This is a genomic window from Mesorhizobium sp. M6A.T.Cr.TU.014.01.1.1 (assembly GCF_004022765.1).
Classification (GTDB): Bacteria; Pseudomonadota; Alphaproteobacteria; order Rhizobiales; family Rhizobiaceae; genus Mesorhizobium; species Mesorhizobium mediterraneum.
In genome coordinates this window covers 149,775-168,515 of sequence record NZ_RZPG01000010.1, presented here as the reverse complement: position 1 = coordinate 168,515, position 18,741 = coordinate 149,775, and the positions used below count along the sequence as shown (strand labels likewise).

Below are 18,741 nucleotides of genomic sequence, written 5' to 3'. Positions count from 1 at the left end.
GGAGGGGAAGATGAGCATTTCAGCACTTTCCCCACTCGCGACGACCATGAAACCGCTGTCACTCTCCAGGCGCGGCGCGCGCTGGCTGATGGCGGCCGGTATCGCGGTCGCCATGCTGAGCCCGGGGCAAGGCTTCGCGGAAGATCTTGTTCCGGTCCAGACCAGCCAGGCCGACATCGACAAGCCTGCCGATTCCGGTCCGCTCGAAACCGCCAGTCCGGATTTCGGGCTCGACCTCGATGAGCCGCGCATCGTCAATCCGCGGCCCGGCCGGGTCGTGCCTTTCTTCACCAAGAAAGGCAGACAACGAGGCTGCGACTATGTCGTATATTCCCTGAGCTTCGGCCTGCGCGGCAACCCGCAAGCCTTTGCCAGCCCAGGCCTCGCGACCGCGCTGGAAAAGGCCAGGATCGACTTCAAGGACCAGCTTCCGCATGGCCTGCGGATCGTCGGCGTGCATCTGTCCGGCGACGGCACGGATGCGTCCGGCGGACCGCTGCCCGGAGCCTCGATCAGCACGTCGGCAAATCCCAACGACACGGCTGATGTTTCCGACTTCCGGATATCCGCCGCCGATCTCGACGGCGTCGGCGCTCCAAACGAACGCGTCATCCCCTTCCAGATCACCGCCAAGATCGACCATGCGGCGTTTGCCTCGCCGGCGATCGTCGACAATCAGGGCATGATCAAGATAACCGTCGGGCCCGGCACCGGGACCATCATCCCGTCACAAGACCCAGGCAAGCCGGACGACGGCAACATCCTTACCGGCGAAAAGACCTCGATCAAGATCGACCTGACCAAATGCAACCCGCCGCCTCCACCTCCCGGCAAGGAATGCTTCAAGGTGGAGCGCGGCACGCTCGATTGCGTGCCCGGCGGCGGCGCCTTCATCTACCATATGCCGGTCGGCCCCGAGATGGGCGGCAAGTGGGTGCATCTCTCGACGACGACACCCGGCATCACCATCATCCCCGACACGCAATTGGTGCCGGCGGGCGGCGGTGTGCTCAACTGGAAGATCGTCGGTGCGTCACCCGGAGACGTCATCCACCTCGTCGTCACCGGCATCGAAACCTATGCCGGCCCGGAGGAGGGCTGGGGCTTGTGCTGCACGCAGACGATCGAAATCGTCATTCCGCGCGACCAGAGATGCCCGCCCAAGGACAAGGAACCGGATCTCAAGGTCGAAGAACGCGCCGATGTCCCGCGTTGCACGATGGGCGGCGGCTGTGACTTCACCATCAGGGTCACCAATGTCGGCGACGGGCCGTATCACGGCAAGATCGTTCTCGACGACGTGACCTTGCCGGCCGGGTCCACCCTCGATTCAGGACCGAATGCGCCCTGGGCCTGTGCGCCGGCGGCCACCCCGATGACGTGCGCCCATCCGGTGACCACGCTCAACCCGGGTGCCTCTGTCGACCTCAAGCTCGGCTTCAAGCCGGCCGCAGGCTGGCAAGGTCGGAGCTTGCGCAACTGCGCCGCCTATAATTATGGCGCCAGCGGCAAGCCGCTGTTCGGCAGCCAGCAAAACGACCGCGGTTGCGCCTCGATCCCGATCTGCCGGCGTGGCGACCGTGACCGCGACTGCCGGCCGCCGGTGGAAAAGAAGGTCGATCTGATCCTGAAGAAGCGTGCCCGCACCCCGATCTGCACGGCCGATGGTGTCTGCACCTTCGTGATCGACATCATCAACAACGGCAGCTTCCCCTATGACGGGCCGCTGACGGTCAACGACACCTATCCGGGCGGCGCGCCGGCATCCTCGACCTTTGGCCCGACCCCGCCGTGGACATGCGGACCGAACGGCCCCGGCCAGTTCCGTTGCGACAATGCCGGCATCGTGCTCTCGCCGGGCGCCTCGACGCCGATCTTCGTCAAGGCGGTGATGCCGGCCGGCTACCGGCCGGACACCGTCGAGAACTGCGCCGAAGTGAAGGCCATCCCCGGTGAGAACGACCTCACCAACAACAGGGCCTGCGCCAAGCAACGCATCCGTGATGGCGGAAAGCCGGCCATGCGCATCACCAAGGTGTGCGGCGGAGCAATGGCCGGTGCTGCGGCCGTCACATGCCGCATCACCGTCATCAGCACCGGCACCACTGCCCCCACCGGTCCGGTGCGGGTCAACGATGCTGCCACGCTGGTGGCCGGCGGCGCGCCCGTCCAGATCCAGACCGTCACTCCCGACGGCGCGGAATGGGTGTGCGGACCGGTTCCGGCCAATACGCTGTCGTGCCAGATTCCCGGCGCCGTGATGACGCCCGGAACCAGCCGCCACTTCGACGTGACGGTTGCTGCGAACGGCGAATTCGAGAACTGCGCACGCGGCTCTTACGGCCCGGCGCCAGGAGACGACATCGTCTATCCGATCGGCCGGGCCTGCGCCAAGGGCGGCCCTGCCACAATCCGTGTCGAGAAGACCGGCGATGCCGAGTGCCGGGTCGGCCAACCCTGCTCGTTCGAGATCACCATTACGAACGATGGGATGAGTGCCTTCTCCGGTCCGGTTCGCATCGGGGATGCGATCGGCGTCGAAGGCCTCGGCCGGCTGGAAGGCGTTGCGATCACCTCGATCGACCCGCCCTTCGGCTGCTCGCCGGAGCCGGCGACCTTGCCTGCGTCCTGCATCGCCAACCTGACGCTCGGTGCTGGGGAAAGCCACGTTCACCAAGTGACCGTGACCATTCCCGACGACGGCCGCCTGGCCAATCTGCAGGGCACCGTCAGCGGCCAGAACTGCGTCGGCGTGCTGTCCCCCGACACGCCGGTGCGAGGCGCGGGCGACGTGCTCTCCCGCGACCCGACCAACGTGCAGGGCGATCGCGGCAAGGCCTATGCCTGCCATCCCTTCACCATCAAGCGTGACGTGAAGAAGGAGTGCTCGGCAGGCCTCGTCATAAACGACGCCGGCCGGTGTGTCTGCCCGGAAGGCACCACTTTCCGCAACGGCCAGTGCTCGTCCGGTGGCGGCACGGTCATCATACCGAAGCCGAAGGACCCGCAGCGCTGCGTGCTGCTCAAGGGCCAGATCCGGACCTCCGACGGGCGTTGTATCTGCCCGCGCGGAACCGAGCTGGAGAACCGCAGCTGCGTGTCGACCGACGAGCCGCCGGCACGCCTGTGCAAGCTGCTGCCTGGCCAGGTCCGTACCCAGGATGGCGATTGCATCTGCCCGAGAGGGACGGAACTAAGGGGCGACGCCTGCCGGCCGATCCGGAAAAGGCCGCCGGTAGTGGAGCAATGCAAGCTGCTGCCCGGCCAGATCCGTACCAAGAACGGCGACTGCGTCTGCCCGAGACGGACGGAACTGAAGGGCAGAGCCTGCGTGCCGATCGTGAAGAAACCGACGGTGGAACAGTGCACCATCCGCGGCCAGGTCCACAACAAGCGCGGTGCCTGTGTCTGCCCGCGCGGAACCGAGGTGATCAGAGGCGCATGCCGCCGGCCGCAGGTGGAGTGTGCGCCCGGTTCACGGCTGATCGACGGCCAGTGCCAGCCGATCATCAAGCGGCGCTGCCCGGTCGGGACAGTCGGACAATATCCGGAATGCACCCCGATCCGCAGAAGGCCGGGCTTGGAGATCAATCCGAACTTCTTGAACCCGAACATCCTGCAGCAGCTTGCGCCGAGGCAAAAGCAACGGATTCCACGACAGCAGGCTCCGGCGCGCAACAGCATTTTGAACTAACCATTCGCACCCACCATGACCCCGCCGGAGCAATCCGGCGGGGTCCTGGCGCGGACATCTGAAGCCATCGCGTCAAGGACAAACCAGCTTCCCCTTTTCCAGATCATGGTCTAGCAGTCGATCCAGACGATGCGCCCGCAACCACGGGCGCCTGGAAAGGCCGGATCATGAGCAAAAAAACCCTGATCGCGCCATCGGTGCTGGCGTCGGATTTTTCTAAGCTCGGCGACGAGGTCGAGGCGGTGGCGGCGGCCGGCGCCGACTGGATCCATCTCGACGTCATGGACGGCCATTTCGTGCCCAACATCACTTTCGGCCCGCCGGTGATCAAGGCGATCCGCAACCGCACCAAGGCCTTCTTCGACTGCCATCTGATGATCGCGCCGGCGGATCCTTATCTGGAGGCTTTCGCCGAAGCCGGTTGCGACGGCATGACTGTGCATGCCGAGGCCGGGCCGCATCTCGACCGTTCGCTGCAGACGATCAGGAATCTAGGCAAGAAGGCGGGCGTGTCGCTTAATCCGGCGACACCGGAATCGGCGATCGAATATGTGCTCGACCGGCTCGACCTGATCCTGATCATGACCGTCAATCCGGGCTTTGGCGGCCAGGCCTTCATTCCGGCGATCGTCGACAAGGTGAAGCGGGTGAAGGCGCTGATCGGCAACCGGCCGATCCGGATCGAGATCGACGGCGGCATCTCGCCGCAAACCGCACCTTTGGTCACCGCCGCCGGCGCCAGCGTGCTGGTCGCCGGTGCAGCTATCTTCAAGGGCGGCAGCGTCGAAGCCTATCGGGCGAACATCGAGGCAATCAGGACAGCGGCCGACCGGGCGGCCGGCTAACGCTGCCGCTGCTGGCCACGCGCCGTCTCTTCAGCCGGTTCGACGCCGGTGCGCTTGTGCTCATGACATGCGGTCCCATATTCTCTGTCTCATCCTTATGCCCCCGGACCTTCCCGCAGGCTCCTCTTCGACGGTCGGATCGATGAACCGCAGCCCTTTCTTCGCTGATCTGCTGAACACCATCGCCGACCGCGGCCGGATGATGCTGAACCTCGTTCGCGGTGACGAGCCGGTCTCGGCCGACAGCCTGGCGCGTCTGTGTGCCCGTCTGCTTTCCAGCCAGGGCGAGGCATCGGGCGTTGCCTATGCAAGGGAGATACTCGATCGCTGGCGCACTCTCGGTGCCGACGGAAGGCTGGCGTTCCTGCATGTGCTGCGCGACCGGTTCGGCACCGATCATGTCAGGCTTGCCGCCGCGGTGGACGCTTATCGCGACGCGCCCGACGATCGCTCGGCACTTGCCCTGCACGACGCCGCCGAGCCGGCCAGGCAGGAGCTCCTGCGCCGCCTGAACCTGGCGCCCGGCGGCATCGAGACGCTGGTGCGCATGCGCCAGGATCTGCTTGCCCGGCTGACCACATCGCCCGATCTCGCCATCGTCGATGCCGACTTCGCGCACCTCTTGTCGTCATGGTTCAACCGCGGCTTCCTGGTGCTGCGGCGGATCGACTGGTCGACGCCGGCCAACATCCTGGAAAAGATCATCCGCTACGAGGCGGTGCACGCCATCCACACCTGGGACGATCTGCGCCGCCGGATCGAGCCCGAGGATCGGCTCTGCTATGCGTTTTTCCATCCGCAACTCGGTGACGAGCCGCTGATCTTCGTCGAGGTCGCGCTGACCCGGGCGATGCCGACGACGATCGCCGAGCTGCTTGCCGACGAGCGGCCGCTGGTGCAACCACGGCAGGCCACGACGGCGGTGTTCTATTCCATCTCCAACTGCCAGGAGGGCTTGCGCGGCATCTCCTTCGGCAATTTTCTGATCAAGCAGGTGGTCGAGGATCTGCGCCGCGACCTTCCCGGCCTGACCGATTTCGTCACGCTGTCCCCGGTTCCGGGCTTTGCCCGCTGGCTGGCCGAGCAGGCCGGTCCCTCCGCCACTGAGGCGCGGGACCTCGTCGCCAACGAGGGCTGGCATGCGGACGCTGCCGCACGCGACCGCGTAGGCCAGGTCCTGCTTCCTCTAGCGGCACAGTATTTCCTCGAGGCCCGCACCGCCTCCGGCAAGGTGATCGACCCGGTCGCCCGGTTCCATCTCGGCAATGGCGCGCGGCTGGAGCGCATCGACCATCTCGGCGACCTGTCGCCCCGAGCCTTGCGTCAGGCGCATGGGCTGATGGTCAATTATCGCTACAAGCTCGACGACATCGAGAAGAACCACGAGCTGTTCGCCGCCAGGAACGATGTAGCGGCCGCACCCGTCGTGCGCCGCCTGCTGCCGAAACCAGCGAGGTCGGCCGCGCCGCGGCTTCCGGCGCAACCTCAGGGGAATGAGGACAAGAGGGACATATGAGCAACCATTTGTTCGACGCTTTCCGCGCCTGCATGCCGGCGCCCGAGTGTCTGTTGATGGAGACGGGTGACGGGCGCTCGATCACCTATGGCGACATGCTGGCGCGATCCGCGCAACTGGCCCACGCGCTGCTGCAACTGGGCGTCGAAGCCGGCGACCGCGTCGCCGTCCAGGTCGAGAAGAGCCCGCAGGCGGTCCTGCTCTATCTCGCCTGCCTGCGCGCCGGTGGGGTCTTCCTACCGCTCAACACCGCCTACACGCTGACCGAACTCGAATACTTCTTCGGCGATGCCGAGCCGCGGCTGGTCGTCTGCGATCCGACACGGGCAGCCGATATCGGGACCTTGGCGGAGACATCGGGCGCTATCACAGTCACGCTCGGCGGCAATGGCGAAGGTTCGTTGATGGATCAGGCCTCGCGGCAGTCGTCGGATTTCCACGATGTGGTGCGCGGACCGGACGATCTTGCGGCGATCCTCTACACGTCGGGGACGACCGGCCGCTCGAAGGGCGCCATGCTCAGCCATGACAACCTCGCCTCGAATGCGCGCGTGCTGGTCGACCACTGGCGCTTCACTGCCGCAGACGTCTTGATCCACGCGCTGCCGATCTTCCACACGCATGGCCTCTTCGTCGCCACCAACGTCGTCCTGATGGCCGGCGCCTCGATGCTGTTCGAAACCAAATTCGACCCGGCCCGCATCGTCTCGCTGCTGCCGCGCGCCACCGCGCTGATGGGCGTGCCGACCTTCTATGTGCGCCTGCTGCAGCAGGACGGCTTGAACCGCCAAGCGGCAAGAAACATCCGCCTGTTCGTTTCCGGCTCGGCGCCGCTGCTGGCCGAGACGCACAAGGCCTGGCGCGAGCGCACCGGCCACGCGATCCTCGAGCGCTACGGCATGACCGAGACCAACATGAACACGTCGAACCCCTATGATGGCGAGCGGCGTGCCGGTACGGTCGGCTTCCCCTTGCCCGGCGTGGCGCTGCGCATCGCCGACCCCGACGGCGGCGCCATACTTGCCCAGGGCGAGGTCGGCATGATCGAGGTGAAGGGCCCCAATGTCTTTTCCGGCTATTGGCGCATGCCGGAGAAGACCAAGGCGGAATTCCGTGACGACGGGTTCTTCATCACCGGGGATCTTGGCCTGATCGATGCCGATGGCTATGTCCATATCGTCGGGCGCGGCAAGGATCTGATCATTTCCGGCGGCTACAACATCTATCCGAAGGAGGTCGAGAGCGAGATCGACGCTCTGCCCGGCGTCACCGAAAGCGCTGTGATCGGCGTTGCTCATCCGGATTTCGGCGAGGGCGTCACGGCGATCGTGGTGCGGACGCCGGCCTCGACCATCACCGCCGCCGAGATCGTTGGTGCCATCGCCGGAAGGCTGGCGAAATACAAGCACCCGAAGCGGGTGATCTTCGTCGACGAGCTGCCGCGCAACACAATGGGCAAGGTGCAGAAGAACCTGCTGCGCGAAACCTACAAGGACCTCTACGCGCCGGCCAAAGCCGGCTGACGTAAGAGGTTTGCACTCAGCTGGCGCCTGCTCCGAAAACCCTGTCGCCTTCTATCCAGACGCCCTTGACGTCCAGTTCGTCCGACAGCGCAACAATATCGGCGGCGGTGCCGTTGGCGAAGCGCCCAAGCCGGTGCGACTGGCCGATCGCCTGCGCTGGATAGAGCGAAGCCATGCGCAGCGCCTCCGACAGGTCCAGCCCGACGACGCGGTGGACGAAACGCACGGCGGAGATCATGTCGAGATCGGCGCCCGCCAGCGTCCCGTCGGCAAGCGTCAGCCTGCCGTCCTTGCGGTAGATGGTGCGGCCGTTCAGCGTGAACGAGGTCATATCGGTACCGATCGTCGCCATGGCGTCGGTGACCAGAAAAATTTTTGCCGGCCCCTGCTTGGCGCGCAGCGCGATGGCAATGGTGGCGGGATCGACGTGGATGCCGTCGGCGATGATGCCGGCAAACAATGTGCCGGTATCGATGGCGGCACCCGCCAGCCCCGGCTCGCGATTGCCGATCTGGCTCATGGCGTTGAACAGATGCGTGACCACCGTTGCGCCGGCATCGGCGAACCCGCGCGCCTTGGCATAGCCGGTATCGGAATGGCCGAGGCTGACAACGATGCCGGCCTTGACTAGCGCCGAAACGCGGGCAGGTTCGACGGATTCAGGCGCGATCGTCGTCAGCAGCACCGGCAGCTTCTGCCGCGCCGCGATCAGCGCCGCCTGGTCGGCGTCAGTCATCGGCCGGATCAATACCGGATCATGCGCGCCCTTGCGGGCGACCGATAGATGCGGGCCTTCGAGATGCAGGCCCAAAAAACCCGGCACGTTCTGTTGCGCGGCCAGCGCTCCGGCGGCAACCGCCGCGGCCGTGATTTCAGGCGTGTCGGTGATCAGCGTCGCCAGCAATGCCGTCGTGCCGAAAGGCGCATGCGCCCGGCAGATGGTTTCGATCGAGGCGACATCGGGATGGTCGTTGAGCATGACGCCGCCGCCGCCATTGACCTGCAGATCGACGAAGCCTGGAGCCAGGATACCGCCGCCGGTCTCGATACGAGTGACGCCGGACGGAATGGCGCCTGCCGGAACGATGGCCTCGACGAGGCCGTCACGCACGACAAGGGCGGCTTTGTCGTGCCAGTCCTCGCCGTCGAACACGCGGGCGCCAGTCAGGGCAAAACGGTCGCTCATATGGTTTCCGTCACCTTGCGCAGATTGGGCGGCGTGTCGGGGTCAAGGCCGCGATGGCGGGCAAAAGCCTCGACGAAGCCATAGAAGGACACGATCAGCGCCAGCGGGTCGGTCAGCGGATGGCCGGTGGCGACATGCGGCAGGTGCTGAGCGCTTTTCGCCTTGTCCGAGGTCACAAAAACGGCCGCGCCTTTGGCCGCCAGGCTGTCGGCAGCCTCGGCCACCGACGGCTCGGAAGCATCGCGGGCGGCGAGTGCCAGCACCGGGAAGTCGGGCCCAACCAGCGCCAGCGGGCCATGCATCACTTCGGCAGCACTATAGGCCTCGGCATGCATGGCGCAGGTTTCCTTGAACTTCAGCGCTGCCTCATTGGCGATCGCCGCGGACGGGCCGCGGCCGAGGATGAACAGCGATCTCGGTGTCTCCAACGCACCGGCCAGCGCCATCCAGTCGCAGGCGATCGCCTTCCGGAAATGCTCCGGCAGGCGGGCAAGTGCTGCCAGAAGCTTGTCGTCGCCGGTGCTGTGCGCCATCAAGGCGAGGCCGGCGACGGCGGAATTGACGAAGGTCTTGGTCGCCGCGACGCTGCGCTCCGGCCCGGCCAGTATGTCGATCGCGTAGTCGCAGGCGCTCGCCAGCGGCGAATCGGCGGTGTTGGTGATGGCGACGGTCAGCGAACCGCCCGCCCTCGCGCTTTGCGCCATCGCGACGATGTCCGGGCTCTTGCCCGATTGCGAGATCGCCAGGCAGGCCGAGCCGGCCAGCTTGAGCTTGGCGCCATAGATCGAGGCGATCGAAGGGCCGACCGAAGCGACCGCGAGGCCGGCGGTCAGCTCCACAGCATATTTCATGAAGGTGGCGGCATGATCGGAGGAGCCGCGCGCCACGGTGACGACGAAGTTCGGGTCGCGCTCGCGAATGCCGCGCCCGGCCTCGGTCAGCACGACGCCCGAACCGTCGAGCAGACGGGCGGTGGCCTCCGGGATCTCCTCGATCTCGCGCCGCATATGAGTTTTGGTTGCGCTCATGGCCGGCCCTCTTCGCCCGGCCCGCTCAGCCGGAGCTCGGCGACGAAATCATAGGCGTCGCCCCTGTAGATGGAGCGGGTGAATTCGATCACCTTGCCGCTCGCCAGATAGGAAATACGCTCGATGTGCAGCCCGGCAATCCCGGGCGGCACTTCGAGCAGGCGTGCATCACTGTCGCCGAGATTGGCGGCCGAAATGCGCTGCACCGCCCGCACCGGCCGGAGGCCGGTCGTTTCCAGCGCAGCGTAGAGCGAGGACCCTATTCCTGCCGGGTCCGGCAGCACGCTGGCCGACAGTGCCGCGCGTTCGATCGCCAGCGGCGTGTCGTTGGCGATGCGCAGGCGCGCCACGCGGGCCACCAGCTCGTTCGACGACAGGCCGAGCACCATCATCTCGTCCGGCGAGGGCGCATAAAGGCCGCGGTCGAGCCAGGCCGAACGGACAGCCATGCCGCGCCGCGCCATGTCCTCGGTGAAGGATGTGAGCCGCGACAGCGACTGCTCGACGCGCTCCATGCGCGGCGCGACGAAGGTGCCGGAGCCGTGGCGCTGGACGAGGATGCCGCCTTTGACCAGATCCTGCACCGCCTTGCGCACGGTGACGCGCGAAATGTCGGCCTTGCTGGCGATGTCGCGCTCGGAAGGCAGCGCGTCGCCCGGCCCGATCAGGCCGCGATTGACCGCGTCCTCGATGCTCTTCCTGAGCTGCAGATAGAGTGGCGCGCCGCTTTGCGAGGACTGTTTCAGCGTGGCGAAAATCTGGTCGGCGGCCTCGCTCATCGCGCTGCCTCCGCCGCTTTGGCGAAGACACGGACCGCCATCTGCACCGCGCCGCCCAGCGCATCGTCGAGCGGCGGCTTCAGCAGCGCCTGGTAGCGCGACGACAGGCGCGGCGCGTAAAACGGCGCCAGCCCGCCGAGCAGGCAGAGCGGATCGTCGCCGCCGAGATCGAGCACGCCAAGTGCTGCCTCGACATCGGCGACCGCCTTGTCGAGGATCCAGTTGGCGACGGCGTCGCCTTTTTCGGCATGATCGAAGACCTTGGGCGCGAAGCCGCCGAAATCGCCGGGCTTGGCATTGGTGGTGAACTCGACCAAATCCTCGGGATTGTCACGGAAGATGGCGAGCATGGCCTGCGTCAGCGGCGAGGCTTCGCGGATGCCGTCATAGGCGAGCAGCGTCTGTTCGAGCAGGTCGCGGCCGATGCGGGCGCCGCTGCCCTGGTCGCCGACCTGGAAACCCCAGCCGCCGATTGCCCGCGACTTGCCCTGTCTGCGCGCCATATAGGCGGTGCCGGTGCCGAGGATGGCCATGGCGCCGTCGCCGGAGCCGACCGCGCCTTCGAGCGCGATTTCGGCATCGGTCTCGACACGGCTTTGGCTGAACGGCAGGATGGCTTCGAGCTGCTGTCTGTAGGTGCCGACATTGGCGCCGGCGAGGCCTAGGATGGCCGGGGTCTGCGGGATCAGTTCGGGGTCTTGTCCGGCGTCGACAAAGGCCTGCCTCGCCGCCTCGACGATGTTGGTCCTGGCGCCGGTGAGATCGGTGCGGATGTTGGCGGCGCCGCTCTTGGCGCGGCCGACGACGGTGCCGTCCGCTGTCGCAAGGGCCGCCCTGCAGCTGGTGCCGCCGCCATCGATGCCAAGCACGAAATTCACGCGATTTCTCCTCCGGGCGGATAATACCAATAAAGTACCAATAGCCAAGGATTAATTTCCGTTTCAAAAAGATTAAGCGGTATTTTATTGAAAAATCAGCACATTTTGCCGGTAGACCGATTTGGCTGCAACGATTCCGTTAATGCGTGTGGACAAGTGGTATTTTTTTGGTATTGTTTTCTGAATTGGAGGGAAAGCGGATGGCAGAAACGCGCACCGAAGCGCTTCACCAGAATGCCGAGGGGCTGGATATCCAGGCTCCGGACGCCATCCTTTCCTCTTTGGCCAATGCGCAGATCGAGGCCGCCAAGGCGGTGCGCGGCGCCATCCCCGCCATCGCCGATGCAGCCGAGATCATCGCCGCCCGGCTGAAGAGCGGCGGCAAGCTCGCCTATGCGGCGGCCGGCAGCTCGGGCCTGATGGCGCTGGCCGATGCGCTGGAACTGCCGGGCACCTTCGGCATTCAGCGCGACCGCATCGCCATACTGATCGCCGGCGGCGACGATGGCTTCAAGACACTGGCCGGCGGGCCGGAAGACGATATCGACGAAGCCTCGGCGGCGGTTGCCAATGCCGGCATCGGCGAGGGCGACTGCCTGATCGCGGTCTCGGCCAGCGGCTCGACACCCTATGCCGTCAGGGCGATCGAGGACGCCAGGCGCCGGGGCGCGGCGACCATCGCCATCGCCAACAACAAGGATGCGCCGCTGCTTCGGCTGGCCGATATCGCCATATTGCTCGAAACGCCGCCTGAGCTGATCGCCGGCTCGACGCGCATGGGCGCCGGCACTGCCCAGAAGATCGCGCTCAACATGCTTTCGACGCTGACCGCCATCCATCTTGGCCATGTGCATGACGGCTACATGGTCAACCTCATGGCCGACAACATCAAGCTGCGCGACCGCGCCGCACGCATCGTCGCCGCCATCAGCGGGCGCGACAAGGACGATGCGGCGCGCCTGCTCGAGAAGAGCGGCGGCGGCGTCAAGACCGCCATTCTGCTCGCCGCCGGCGTCGCCAGCGCCGATGCGGCCGAGAAGATACTGGAAGGGACCGGCCAGAAGCTTCGCCCGGCCCTTTCCGTGATTGAGGGGAGCATGGGGCAGAAAGCCTCTGTTCTCAAAACCGAACCTGAAAAAGGTCAACAGGGAGACTGAGCATGACAACGAAACTACTGACGGCACTTCTTCTCGGCACCAGCATTCTCGGCTCAGCCGGAATGGCCTATGCCCAAGACGTAACGCTCAACATCGAAAGCTGGCGTGGCGACGACCTTGCCATCTGGAAGGACAAGCTGATCCCGGCTTTCGAGGCCAAGAACCCGGGCATCAAGGTGGTGTTCGCGCCGTCGGCACCGACCGAATATGACGCAGCACTCGGCGCCAAGCTCGCCGCCGGCTCGGCGGGCGACCTGATCACCTGCCGCCCGTTCGACAAGTCGCTGGAGCTGTTCAAGAAGGGCAACCTCGCCGACATCTCGACACTGCCCGGCATGGAGAATTTCTCCGACGTCGCCAAGGCCGCATGGCAGACCGACGACGGCAAGGCGAGCTTCTGTGTGCCGATGGCTTCCGTCATCCACGGCTTCATCTACAACAAGGACGCCTTCGACAAGCTCGGCATCAAGGTGCCGACGACGAATGAGGAGTTCTACGCCGCGCTCGACAAGATCAAGGCCGACGGCACCTACATTCCGATGGCGATGGGCACCAAGGACCTTTGGGAAGCCGCGACCATGGGCTACCAGAACATCGGCCCGAACTACTGGAAGGGCGAAGAAGGCCGCGCAGCGCTGATCAAGGGCGAACAGAAGCTGACCGACAAGGCCTGGGTGGCGCCATATGAAGAGCTGGCCAAGTGGAAGCCCTATCTCGGCGACGGCTTCGAGGCGCAGACCTATCCGGACAGCCAGAACCTGTTTACGCTCGGCCGCGCCGCCATCTACCCGGCCGGCTCGTGGGAAATCGGCCTGTTCAACACGCAGGCGCAGTTCAAGATGGGCGCATTCCCGCCGCCGGTGCAGAAGGCCGGCGACACCTGCTACATCTCCGACCACACCGACATCGGCATGGGCCTCAATGCGGCGTCGAAGAATGCGGATGCGGCCAAGACCTTCCTGACCTGGGTGGCCTCGCCTGATTTCGCCACCATCTACGCCAACGCGCTGCCGGGCTTCTTCAGCCTGAACAACACGCCGGTGAAGATGGAAGACCCGCTGGCACAGGAATTCGTCTCCTGGCGCGACAAGTGCAAGTCGACGATCCGCTCGACCTATCAGATCCTGTCGCGCGGCACGCCGAACCTCGAGAACGAGACGTGGGTTGAATCGGCCAACGTCATCAACGGCACCGTCACGCCGGAAGCTGCGGCCAAGAAGCTGCAGGACGGCCTCGACAGCTGGTACAAGGCTGGCAAGTAAGAGCGAGCGCTATCTCCCCCCTCGAGGGGGAGATGTCGCCGAAGGCGACAGAGGGGGTCGGTAAAGGCAGGCCGCGGCTTCATCGTTGCTGAAAGGCACGGTCGAAGTCACGATGGCGCACTGCCTTGGCCGACCCCACCCGCCTCGCTTCGCGAGGCACCCTCCCCTCGAGGGGGAGGAAGGCGCCGCGCCTTTTGGCGGCAATTGCAAGAACCTGATCGGCGGGACCGAACGCATGGCCGCAGCACCGAAACGACCGTTCCGCTGGCATATCGTCGTCTTCCTGGCGCCGGCGGTGCTGGTCTATACGGCGATCATGATCCTGCCGCTGGCCGGCACGCTGCAGCTCTCGCTGTTTCGCAACATCGAGCAGGCCCAGGTCTTCGTCGGGTTCGAAAATTTCCGCAGGCTGTTCGGCGATCCCAACTGGTCGGTCAATTTCTGGAACGCCCTGCGCAACAACGTCTGGTTCTTCATCATCCACATGGTCGTGCAGAACCCGATCGGCGTCCTGCTGGCCGCATTGCTGTCCAGCCCGCGGCTTAGGTTCTCCGCCTTCTACCGTACGGCGATCTTCGTGCCGACGGTCCTGTCCTTCGTCATCGTCGGCTTCGCCTGGAAGCTGATCCTGTCGCCGCTGTGGGGCGTGGCGCCTAACCTGATGGATCTTGTCGGCCTCAAAAGCCTGTTCACGCCGTGGCTCGGCAAGGAGCAATATGCGCTGACCACGCTCAGCCTGATCTCGGTGTGGCAGTTCGTCGGCATCCCGATGATGCTGATCTACGCCGCGCTGCTGTCCATCCCCGAGGAAGTGATCGAAGCGGCCGAATGCGACGGCATCACCGGCATGTCGCAGTTCTGGAAGATCAAGCTGCCGCTGATCCTGCCGTCGATCGGCATCATCTCGATCCTGACCTTCGTCGGCAATTTCAACGCCTTCGACCTGATCTACACCGCGCAGGGCGCGCTGGCCGGACCGAATTATTCGACCGATATCCTCGGCACCTTCCTCTACCGCGCCTTCTTCGGTTTCCAGTTGCAGGTCGGCGATCCCAACATGGGCGCGGCGATCGCCACCATGATGTTCCTGATCATCCTTGGCGGCGTCTGCGTCTATCTCTTCCTCGTCCAGACGCGCCTGCGTCGCTACCAGTTCTGAGGCGTAAGATGAGCACCGCAACCCACTCCCTGCCCCGCACCATCGGTGCCCATGCGGTGCTGTTGACCTACACGGTGATCGCGCTGTTTCCGGTGATCATCGTCATCGTGAATTCGTTTAAATCCCGCGCGGCGATCTTCGGCGCGCCGCTAGCGCCGCCGACCCCGAAAACCTTCGACCTGATCGGCTACACCACCGTGATCGGGCAGGGCGATTTCATCCACTATTTCCAGAACAGCCTCGTCGTCACCGTCGCCTCGCTGTTCTTCGTGCTGCTGTTCGGCGCGATGGCGGCCTTCGCGCTGTCCGAATACCGCTTTCGCGGCAACTCGATGATGGGGCTTTACCTGGCGCTCGGCATCATGATCCCGATCCGCCTTGGCACCGTCGCCATCCTGCAGCTGATGGTGGCGAGCGGGCTGGTCAACACGCTGACGGCGCTGATCCTGGTCTACACCGCGCAAGGCCTGCCGCTCGCCGTCTTCATCCTGTCGGAATTCATGAAGCAGGTATCCGACGACCTGAAGAATGCGGGCAGGATCGACGGGCTGTCCGAATACACCATCTTCTTCCGGCTGGTGCTGCCGCTGGTCAGGCCATCGATGGCAACCGTCGCCGTCTTCACCATGATCCCGATCTGGAACGATCTGTGGTTCCCGCTGATCCTGGCGCCGTCGGAGGAGACCAAGACGGTGACGCTCGGCGCGCAGCTGTTCCTCGGTCAGTTCGTCACCAACTGGAACGCGATCCTGGCGGCACTGTCGCTGGCGATCATGCCGGTGCTGATCCTCTACGTCATCTTCTCGCGGCAGCTGATCCGCGGCATTACTTCCGGAGCGGTCAAGTGAGTGAGGGGCAGGACATTATCGTCCAGAGCCTTGCCGAGACGGCAAGCCGCTATGGATTTCGAGGCGTGCGCGCCACGAATTTCTACCGCGAATGGCCGGAGACCGTCTGCTTGCTAAACCTTCAGAAGTCTTCCTGGGGACCGCAGTTCTATCTCAACGCTGCCATCTGGTTGACGCGGTTCGGGGCGGAGCGCCGGCCGAAGGAATACAACTGTCATATTCGTTGGCGCGTCAATTCCCAGATGGAAGACGAGCAGTCGAAGGCGTTCACCCAGGCGCTCAATCTTGAGCATCCCTTGTCTGACGATCATAGGCTTTCGCTGATCAAGGAAGGAGTCGGTGCCTATGGCTTCCGACTTTTGGCCCGCTGCGACAGTGAAGAAGCGGCTCTGCGGGTCGCAGATGAATGCGAGCCACAGGTAATGGTGGCTCTCGCAGCTCGCAGGCAAGAAAAGGCAGATTGAAATGGCCGAACCTCTTCGCGTCGTCGTCGCCGGTCTGGGCAATATGGGCCGCAGCCATGCGCTGGCCTATCACACCAATCCGGGGTTCCAGATCGCGGCACTGGTCAACCGCTCCGACGTGCCGTTGCCGGCCGGGCTTTCCGGCTACGGCATCAGGTGCTCCTTCGATGAGGCGCTGCGCGACGAGAAGCCCGATGTCGCCTGTATCGCCACCTATTCCGACAGCCATGCCGACTATGCGGTCAAGGCGTTCGAGGCCGGCTGCCATGTCTTTGTCGAAAAGCCGCTGGCGACGACGGTGGCGGATGCCAAACGCGTGGTTGCGGCAGCCAAGGCCAACGGCAGAAAACTGGTGATCGGCTACATCCTGCGCCATCACCCGTCCTGGATCAGGTTGATCGCCGAGGCGCGCAAGCTCGGCGGCCCTTACGTGTTTCGCATGAACCTCAACCAGCAGTCCTCCGGCCATAGCTGGCAGACGCACAAGCAGTTGATGCAGACGACGTCGCCGATCGTCGATTGCGGCGTGCACTACCTCGATGTGATGCTGCAGATCACCGACGCCAGGCCGGTCGAGGTGCGCGGCATGGGGCTGCGGCTGACCGATGAGATCGCGCCCTCGATGTACAATTACGGCCACCTGCAGGTGCTGTTCGACGATGGCTCGGTCGGCTGGTACGAGGCCGGCTGGGGACCGATGATCTCGGAGACCGCCTTCTTCGTGAAGGACGTGATCTCCCCCCATGGCTGCGTGTCGATCGTCATGAAAGAGGGCGTCAGATCCGATGACGTCGACACCCACACCAAGACCTCGACCATCCGCCTGCACAGCGCGGCAACCGGTGCGGACGGCAAGTTCACCAAACCGGATGAGATGCTGTCGATGGAGGGCGAACCCGGCCATCAGGATCTCTGCGATCTCGAACAGGCTTTTTTGCTGAAGGCGATCCGCGAGGATCTCGACTTGACCCGCCACATGGACGACGCGGTGAAGTCGCTCGCCGTCTGCCTTGCCGCCGACGAGAGCGTCCGCAGTGGAAAGGCGGTGCGATTGTGACAGGGGTCGAGTTCCACGCCACCCCCCTCTGTCCTGCCGGACATCTCCCCCGCAAGGGGGGAGATCGGATGTCAGTATCCTTTTCGCTAGTTTCCAGCGCCGCAAAGTGGCGCGAGGCCTCGAAGCTGCCAATCTCCCCCCTTGCGGGGGAGATGGCCGGTAGGCCAGAGGGGGGTGCCTTGGCGCCCACATTCCAATCCGGAGGAACGCCGTGGGCTCGCTGAACATCGAGAATGTGAAGAAGGCCTTTGGGCCGGTCGAGGTGCTGAAGGGCATCAACCTCGAAGTGACCGATGGCGAGTTCGTCGTCTTCGTCGGGCCCTCCGGCTGCGGGAAGTCGACGCTGCTCAGGGTCATCGCTGGCCTGGAGGATTCGACGTCGGGGCGTGTGGTGATCGACGGGGCGGACGTCTCCGCAACCCCGCCGGCCAAACGCGGCATCGCCATGGTGTTCCAGACCTACGCGCTCTACCCGCATCTGACAGTAAAGAACAATATGGGCCTCGGCCTCAAGCAGGCGGGCACGCCGGCGGCCGAGATCGACCGCCGCATCGGCATCGCCTCCTCTATGCTGTCGCTGGAACCCTATCTCGCAAGGCGCCCGGCCGAGCTTTCCGGCGGCCAGCGTCAGCGCGTCGCCATCGGCCGCGCCGTGGTGCGTGAGCCCAAGCTTTTTCTGTTCGACGAGCCGCTGTCCAATCTCGATGCGGCACTGCGCGTCAACACCAGGCTGGAGATTGCGCAACTGCATCGCCGGCTGAAGGCAACGATGATCTATGTCACCCACGACCAGGTCGAGGCGATGACGCTGGCCGACAAGATCGTCGTGCTCAACGCGGGAAAGATCGAGCAGATCGGCGGACCGATGGAGCTTTACAATTCGCCGGCAAATGAATTCGTCGCCGGCTTCATCGGCTCACCGAAGATGAATTTCGTCGACGGTGCCAGGCTTGGCGAGACGGCCAAGACCATCGGCGTCCGCCCCGAGCACCTGACGGTCGATGCGAAATCCGGCGCCTGGAAAGGCACGGTCGTCCATGCCGAGCATCTCGGCGCCGACACCAATCTCTATCTCGATTGCGAGAAGGCCGGGCTGATCACCGTGCGTATCTTCGGCGTCTACAATGCCGAACCGGGCGCCACGCTTTATGCGACGCCGGATCCGGCGAAGACTTATCGGTTCGGGGTCGATGGCAAGGTGCTGAAGTAGCGCCTCTTCCTTCTCCCCCTGTGGGAGAAGGTGGCCGAGCGAAGCTCGGTCGGATGAGGGGTGCTGGACGGAATGAGGCGTTGGAGTTTCTTCCAACACCCCTCATCCGTCTTGGCGCTGCGCGCCAATCCACCT

At 64.7% G+C, this 18,741-nt stretch carries 15 protein-coding genes; 11 read left to right on the top strand and 4 right to left on the bottom strand.

Annotated elements, in window-relative coordinates; all coding sequences use genetic code 11:
* Window positions 1–10 precede the first annotated feature (10 nt).
* The 4 genes from EN885_RS13930 (at window position 11) to EN885_RS13915 (ending at window position 7,578) form a co-directional block, all read left to right on the top strand.
* On the top strand, window positions 11–3,694 hold the full coding sequence (locus tag EN885_RS13930; protein ID WP_128335188.1) for a hypothetical protein: 3,684 nt from the start codon (window positions 11–13) through the stop codon (window positions 3,692–3,694).
* A gap of 167 nt (window positions 3,695–3,861) precedes the next feature.
* Window positions 3,862–4,539 (top strand): ribulose-phosphate 3-epimerase, encoded by a 678-nt coding sequence (gene rpe / locus EN885_RS13925; protein ID WP_128241660.1) that lies wholly within the window; start codon window positions 3,862–3,864, stop codon window positions 4,537–4,539.
* Between the two features lie 142 nt (window positions 4,540–4,681).
* The gene (locus EN885_RS13920; protein WP_128241659.1) at window positions 4,682–6,055 is read left to right on the top strand and encodes a malonyl-CoA decarboxylase; all 1,374 of its coding nucleotides are present in this window, start codon (window positions 4,682–4,684) and stop codon (window positions 6,053–6,055) included.
* Window positions 6,052–7,578, top strand: a complete 1,527-nt coding sequence (locus EN885_RS13915; protein WP_128241658.1) for a malonyl-CoA synthase — start codon at window positions 6,052–6,054, stop codon at window positions 7,576–7,578. The genes EN885_RS13920 and EN885_RS13915 overlap by 4 nt, the downstream gene beginning before the upstream one ends.
* A gap of 16 nt (window positions 7,579–7,594) precedes the next feature.
* On the opposite strand, the gene nagA is transcribed toward EN885_RS13915, so the two are convergent.
* From nagA to EN885_RS13895, 4 genes are read right to left on the bottom strand one after another with little or no spacing between them, the layout of a single operon-like run.
* The gene (gene nagA, locus EN885_RS13910) at window positions 7,595–8,764 is read right to left on the bottom strand and encodes an N-acetylglucosamine-6-phosphate deacetylase (RefSeq protein ID WP_128241657.1); all 1,170 of its coding nucleotides are present in this window, start codon (window positions 8,762–8,764) and stop codon (window positions 7,595–7,597) included.
* Window positions 8,761–9,792 carry an SIS domain-containing protein gene (locus EN885_RS13905; protein WP_128241656.1) on the bottom strand — a complete coding sequence of 344 codons (1,032 nt, stop codon included), beginning with the start codon at window positions 9,790–9,792 and terminating at the stop codon, window positions 8,761–8,763. The genes nagA and EN885_RS13905 overlap by 4 nt, the downstream gene beginning before the upstream one ends.
* The gene (locus EN885_RS13900) at window positions 9,789–10,571 is read right to left on the bottom strand and encodes a GntR family transcriptional regulator (RefSeq protein ID WP_127206089.1); all 783 of its coding nucleotides are present in this window, start codon (window positions 10,569–10,571) and stop codon (window positions 9,789–9,791) included. Before EN885_RS13900 ends, EN885_RS13905 begins: the two co-directional genes overlap by 4 nt.
* A complete protein-coding gene (locus EN885_RS13895) occupies window positions 10,568–11,449 on the bottom strand; it encodes an N-acetylglucosamine kinase (protein ID WP_128241655.1) in 882 nt (293 codons plus the stop codon). The genes EN885_RS13900 and EN885_RS13895 overlap by 4 nt, the downstream gene beginning before the upstream one ends.
* 200 nt (window positions 11,450–11,649) lie before the next feature.
* Between EN885_RS13895 and EN885_RS13890 the strand changes: the two genes are divergently transcribed.
* The 7 genes from EN885_RS13890 (at window position 11,650) to EN885_RS13855 (ending at window position 18,606) form a co-directional block, all read left to right on the top strand.
* Window positions 11,650–12,606: an N-acetylmuramic acid 6-phosphate etherase gene (locus tag EN885_RS13890; protein WP_128241654.1), complete on the top strand. Its 957-nt coding sequence runs from the start codon at window positions 11,650–11,652 to the stop codon at window positions 12,604–12,606.
* A 2-nt stretch (window positions 12,607–12,608) separates the two neighbouring features.
* Window positions 12,609–13,868 carry an ABC transporter substrate-binding protein gene (locus tag EN885_RS13885; protein WP_128241653.1) on the top strand — a complete coding sequence of 420 codons (1,260 nt, stop codon included), beginning with the start codon at window positions 12,609–12,611 and terminating at the stop codon, window positions 13,866–13,868.
* 235 nt (window positions 13,869–14,103) lie between these two features.
* Complete coding sequence (locus EN885_RS13880; protein WP_128241652.1) at window positions 14,104–15,027, top strand: sugar ABC transporter permease; 924 nt, start codon at window positions 14,104–14,106, stop codon at window positions 15,025–15,027.
* Window positions 15,028–15,035: 8 nt separating this feature from the next.
* Window positions 15,036–15,875, top strand: coding sequence for a carbohydrate ABC transporter permease (locus EN885_RS13875; RefSeq protein WP_128241651.1), 840 nt, complete (start codon window positions 15,036–15,038; stop codon window positions 15,873–15,875).
* Window positions 15,872–16,339, top strand: a complete 468-nt coding sequence (locus EN885_RS13870; RefSeq protein ID WP_128241650.1) for a DUF4304 domain-containing protein — start codon at window positions 15,872–15,874, stop codon at window positions 16,337–16,339. The genes EN885_RS13875 and EN885_RS13870 overlap by 4 nt, the downstream gene beginning before the upstream one ends.
* 1 nt (window position 16,340) lies before the next feature.
* Window positions 16,341–17,396 carry a Gfo/Idh/MocA family oxidoreductase gene (locus EN885_RS13865; protein ID WP_128241649.1) on the top strand — a complete coding sequence of 352 codons (1,056 nt, stop codon included), beginning with the start codon at window positions 16,341–16,343 and terminating at the stop codon, window positions 17,394–17,396.
* A gap of 211 nt (window positions 17,397–17,607) precedes the next feature.
* Window positions 17,608–18,606, top strand: a complete 999-nt coding sequence (locus EN885_RS13855) for an ABC transporter ATP-binding protein (RefSeq protein WP_127206082.1) — start codon at window positions 17,608–17,610, stop codon at window positions 18,604–18,606.
* Window positions 18,607–18,741 lie beyond the last annotated feature (135 nt).

Excerpts from the sequence above, each read along its gene's own strand:
- EN885_RS13930 (WP_128335188.1), top strand. The coding sequence starts at position 11 with ATGAGCATTTCAGCACTTTCCCCACTCGCGACGACCATGAAACCGCTG.
- rpe (WP_128241660.1), top strand. The coding sequence starts at position 3,862 with ATGAGCAAAAAAACCCTGATCGCGCCATCGGTGCTGGCGTCGGATTTT.
- EN885_RS13920 (WP_128241659.1), top strand. The coding sequence starts at position 4,682 with ATGAACCGCAGCCCTTTCTTCGCTGATCTGCTGAACACCATCGCCGAC.
- EN885_RS13915 (WP_128241658.1), top strand. The coding sequence starts at position 6,052 with ATGAGCAACCATTTGTTCGACGCTTTCCGCGCCTGCATGCCGGCGCCC.
- nagA (WP_128241657.1), bottom strand. The coding sequence starts at position 8,764 with ATGAGCGACCGTTTTGCCCTGACTGGCGCCCGCGTGTTCGACGGCGAG.
- EN885_RS13905 (WP_128241656.1), bottom strand. The coding sequence starts at position 9,792 with ATGAGCGCAACCAAAACTCATATGCGGCGCGAGATCGAGGAGATCCCG.
- EN885_RS13900 (WP_127206089.1), bottom strand. The coding sequence starts at position 10,571 with ATGAGCGAGGCCGCCGACCAGATTTTCGCCACGCTGAAACAGTCCTCG.
- EN885_RS13890 (WP_128241654.1), top strand. The coding sequence starts at position 11,650 with ATGGCAGAAACGCGCACCGAAGCGCTTCACCAGAATGCCGAGGGGCTG.
- EN885_RS13885 (WP_128241653.1), top strand. The coding sequence starts at position 12,609 with ATGACAACGAAACTACTGACGGCACTTCTTCTCGGCACCAGCATTCTC.
- EN885_RS13880 (WP_128241652.1), top strand. The coding sequence starts at position 14,104 with ATGGCCGCAGCACCGAAACGACCGTTCCGCTGGCATATCGTCGTCTTC.
- EN885_RS13875 (WP_128241651.1), top strand. The coding sequence starts at position 15,036 with ATGAGCACCGCAACCCACTCCCTGCCCCGCACCATCGGTGCCCATGCG.
- EN885_RS13865 (WP_128241649.1), top strand. The coding sequence starts at position 16,341 with ATGGCCGAACCTCTTCGCGTCGTCGTCGCCGGTCTGGGCAATATGGGC.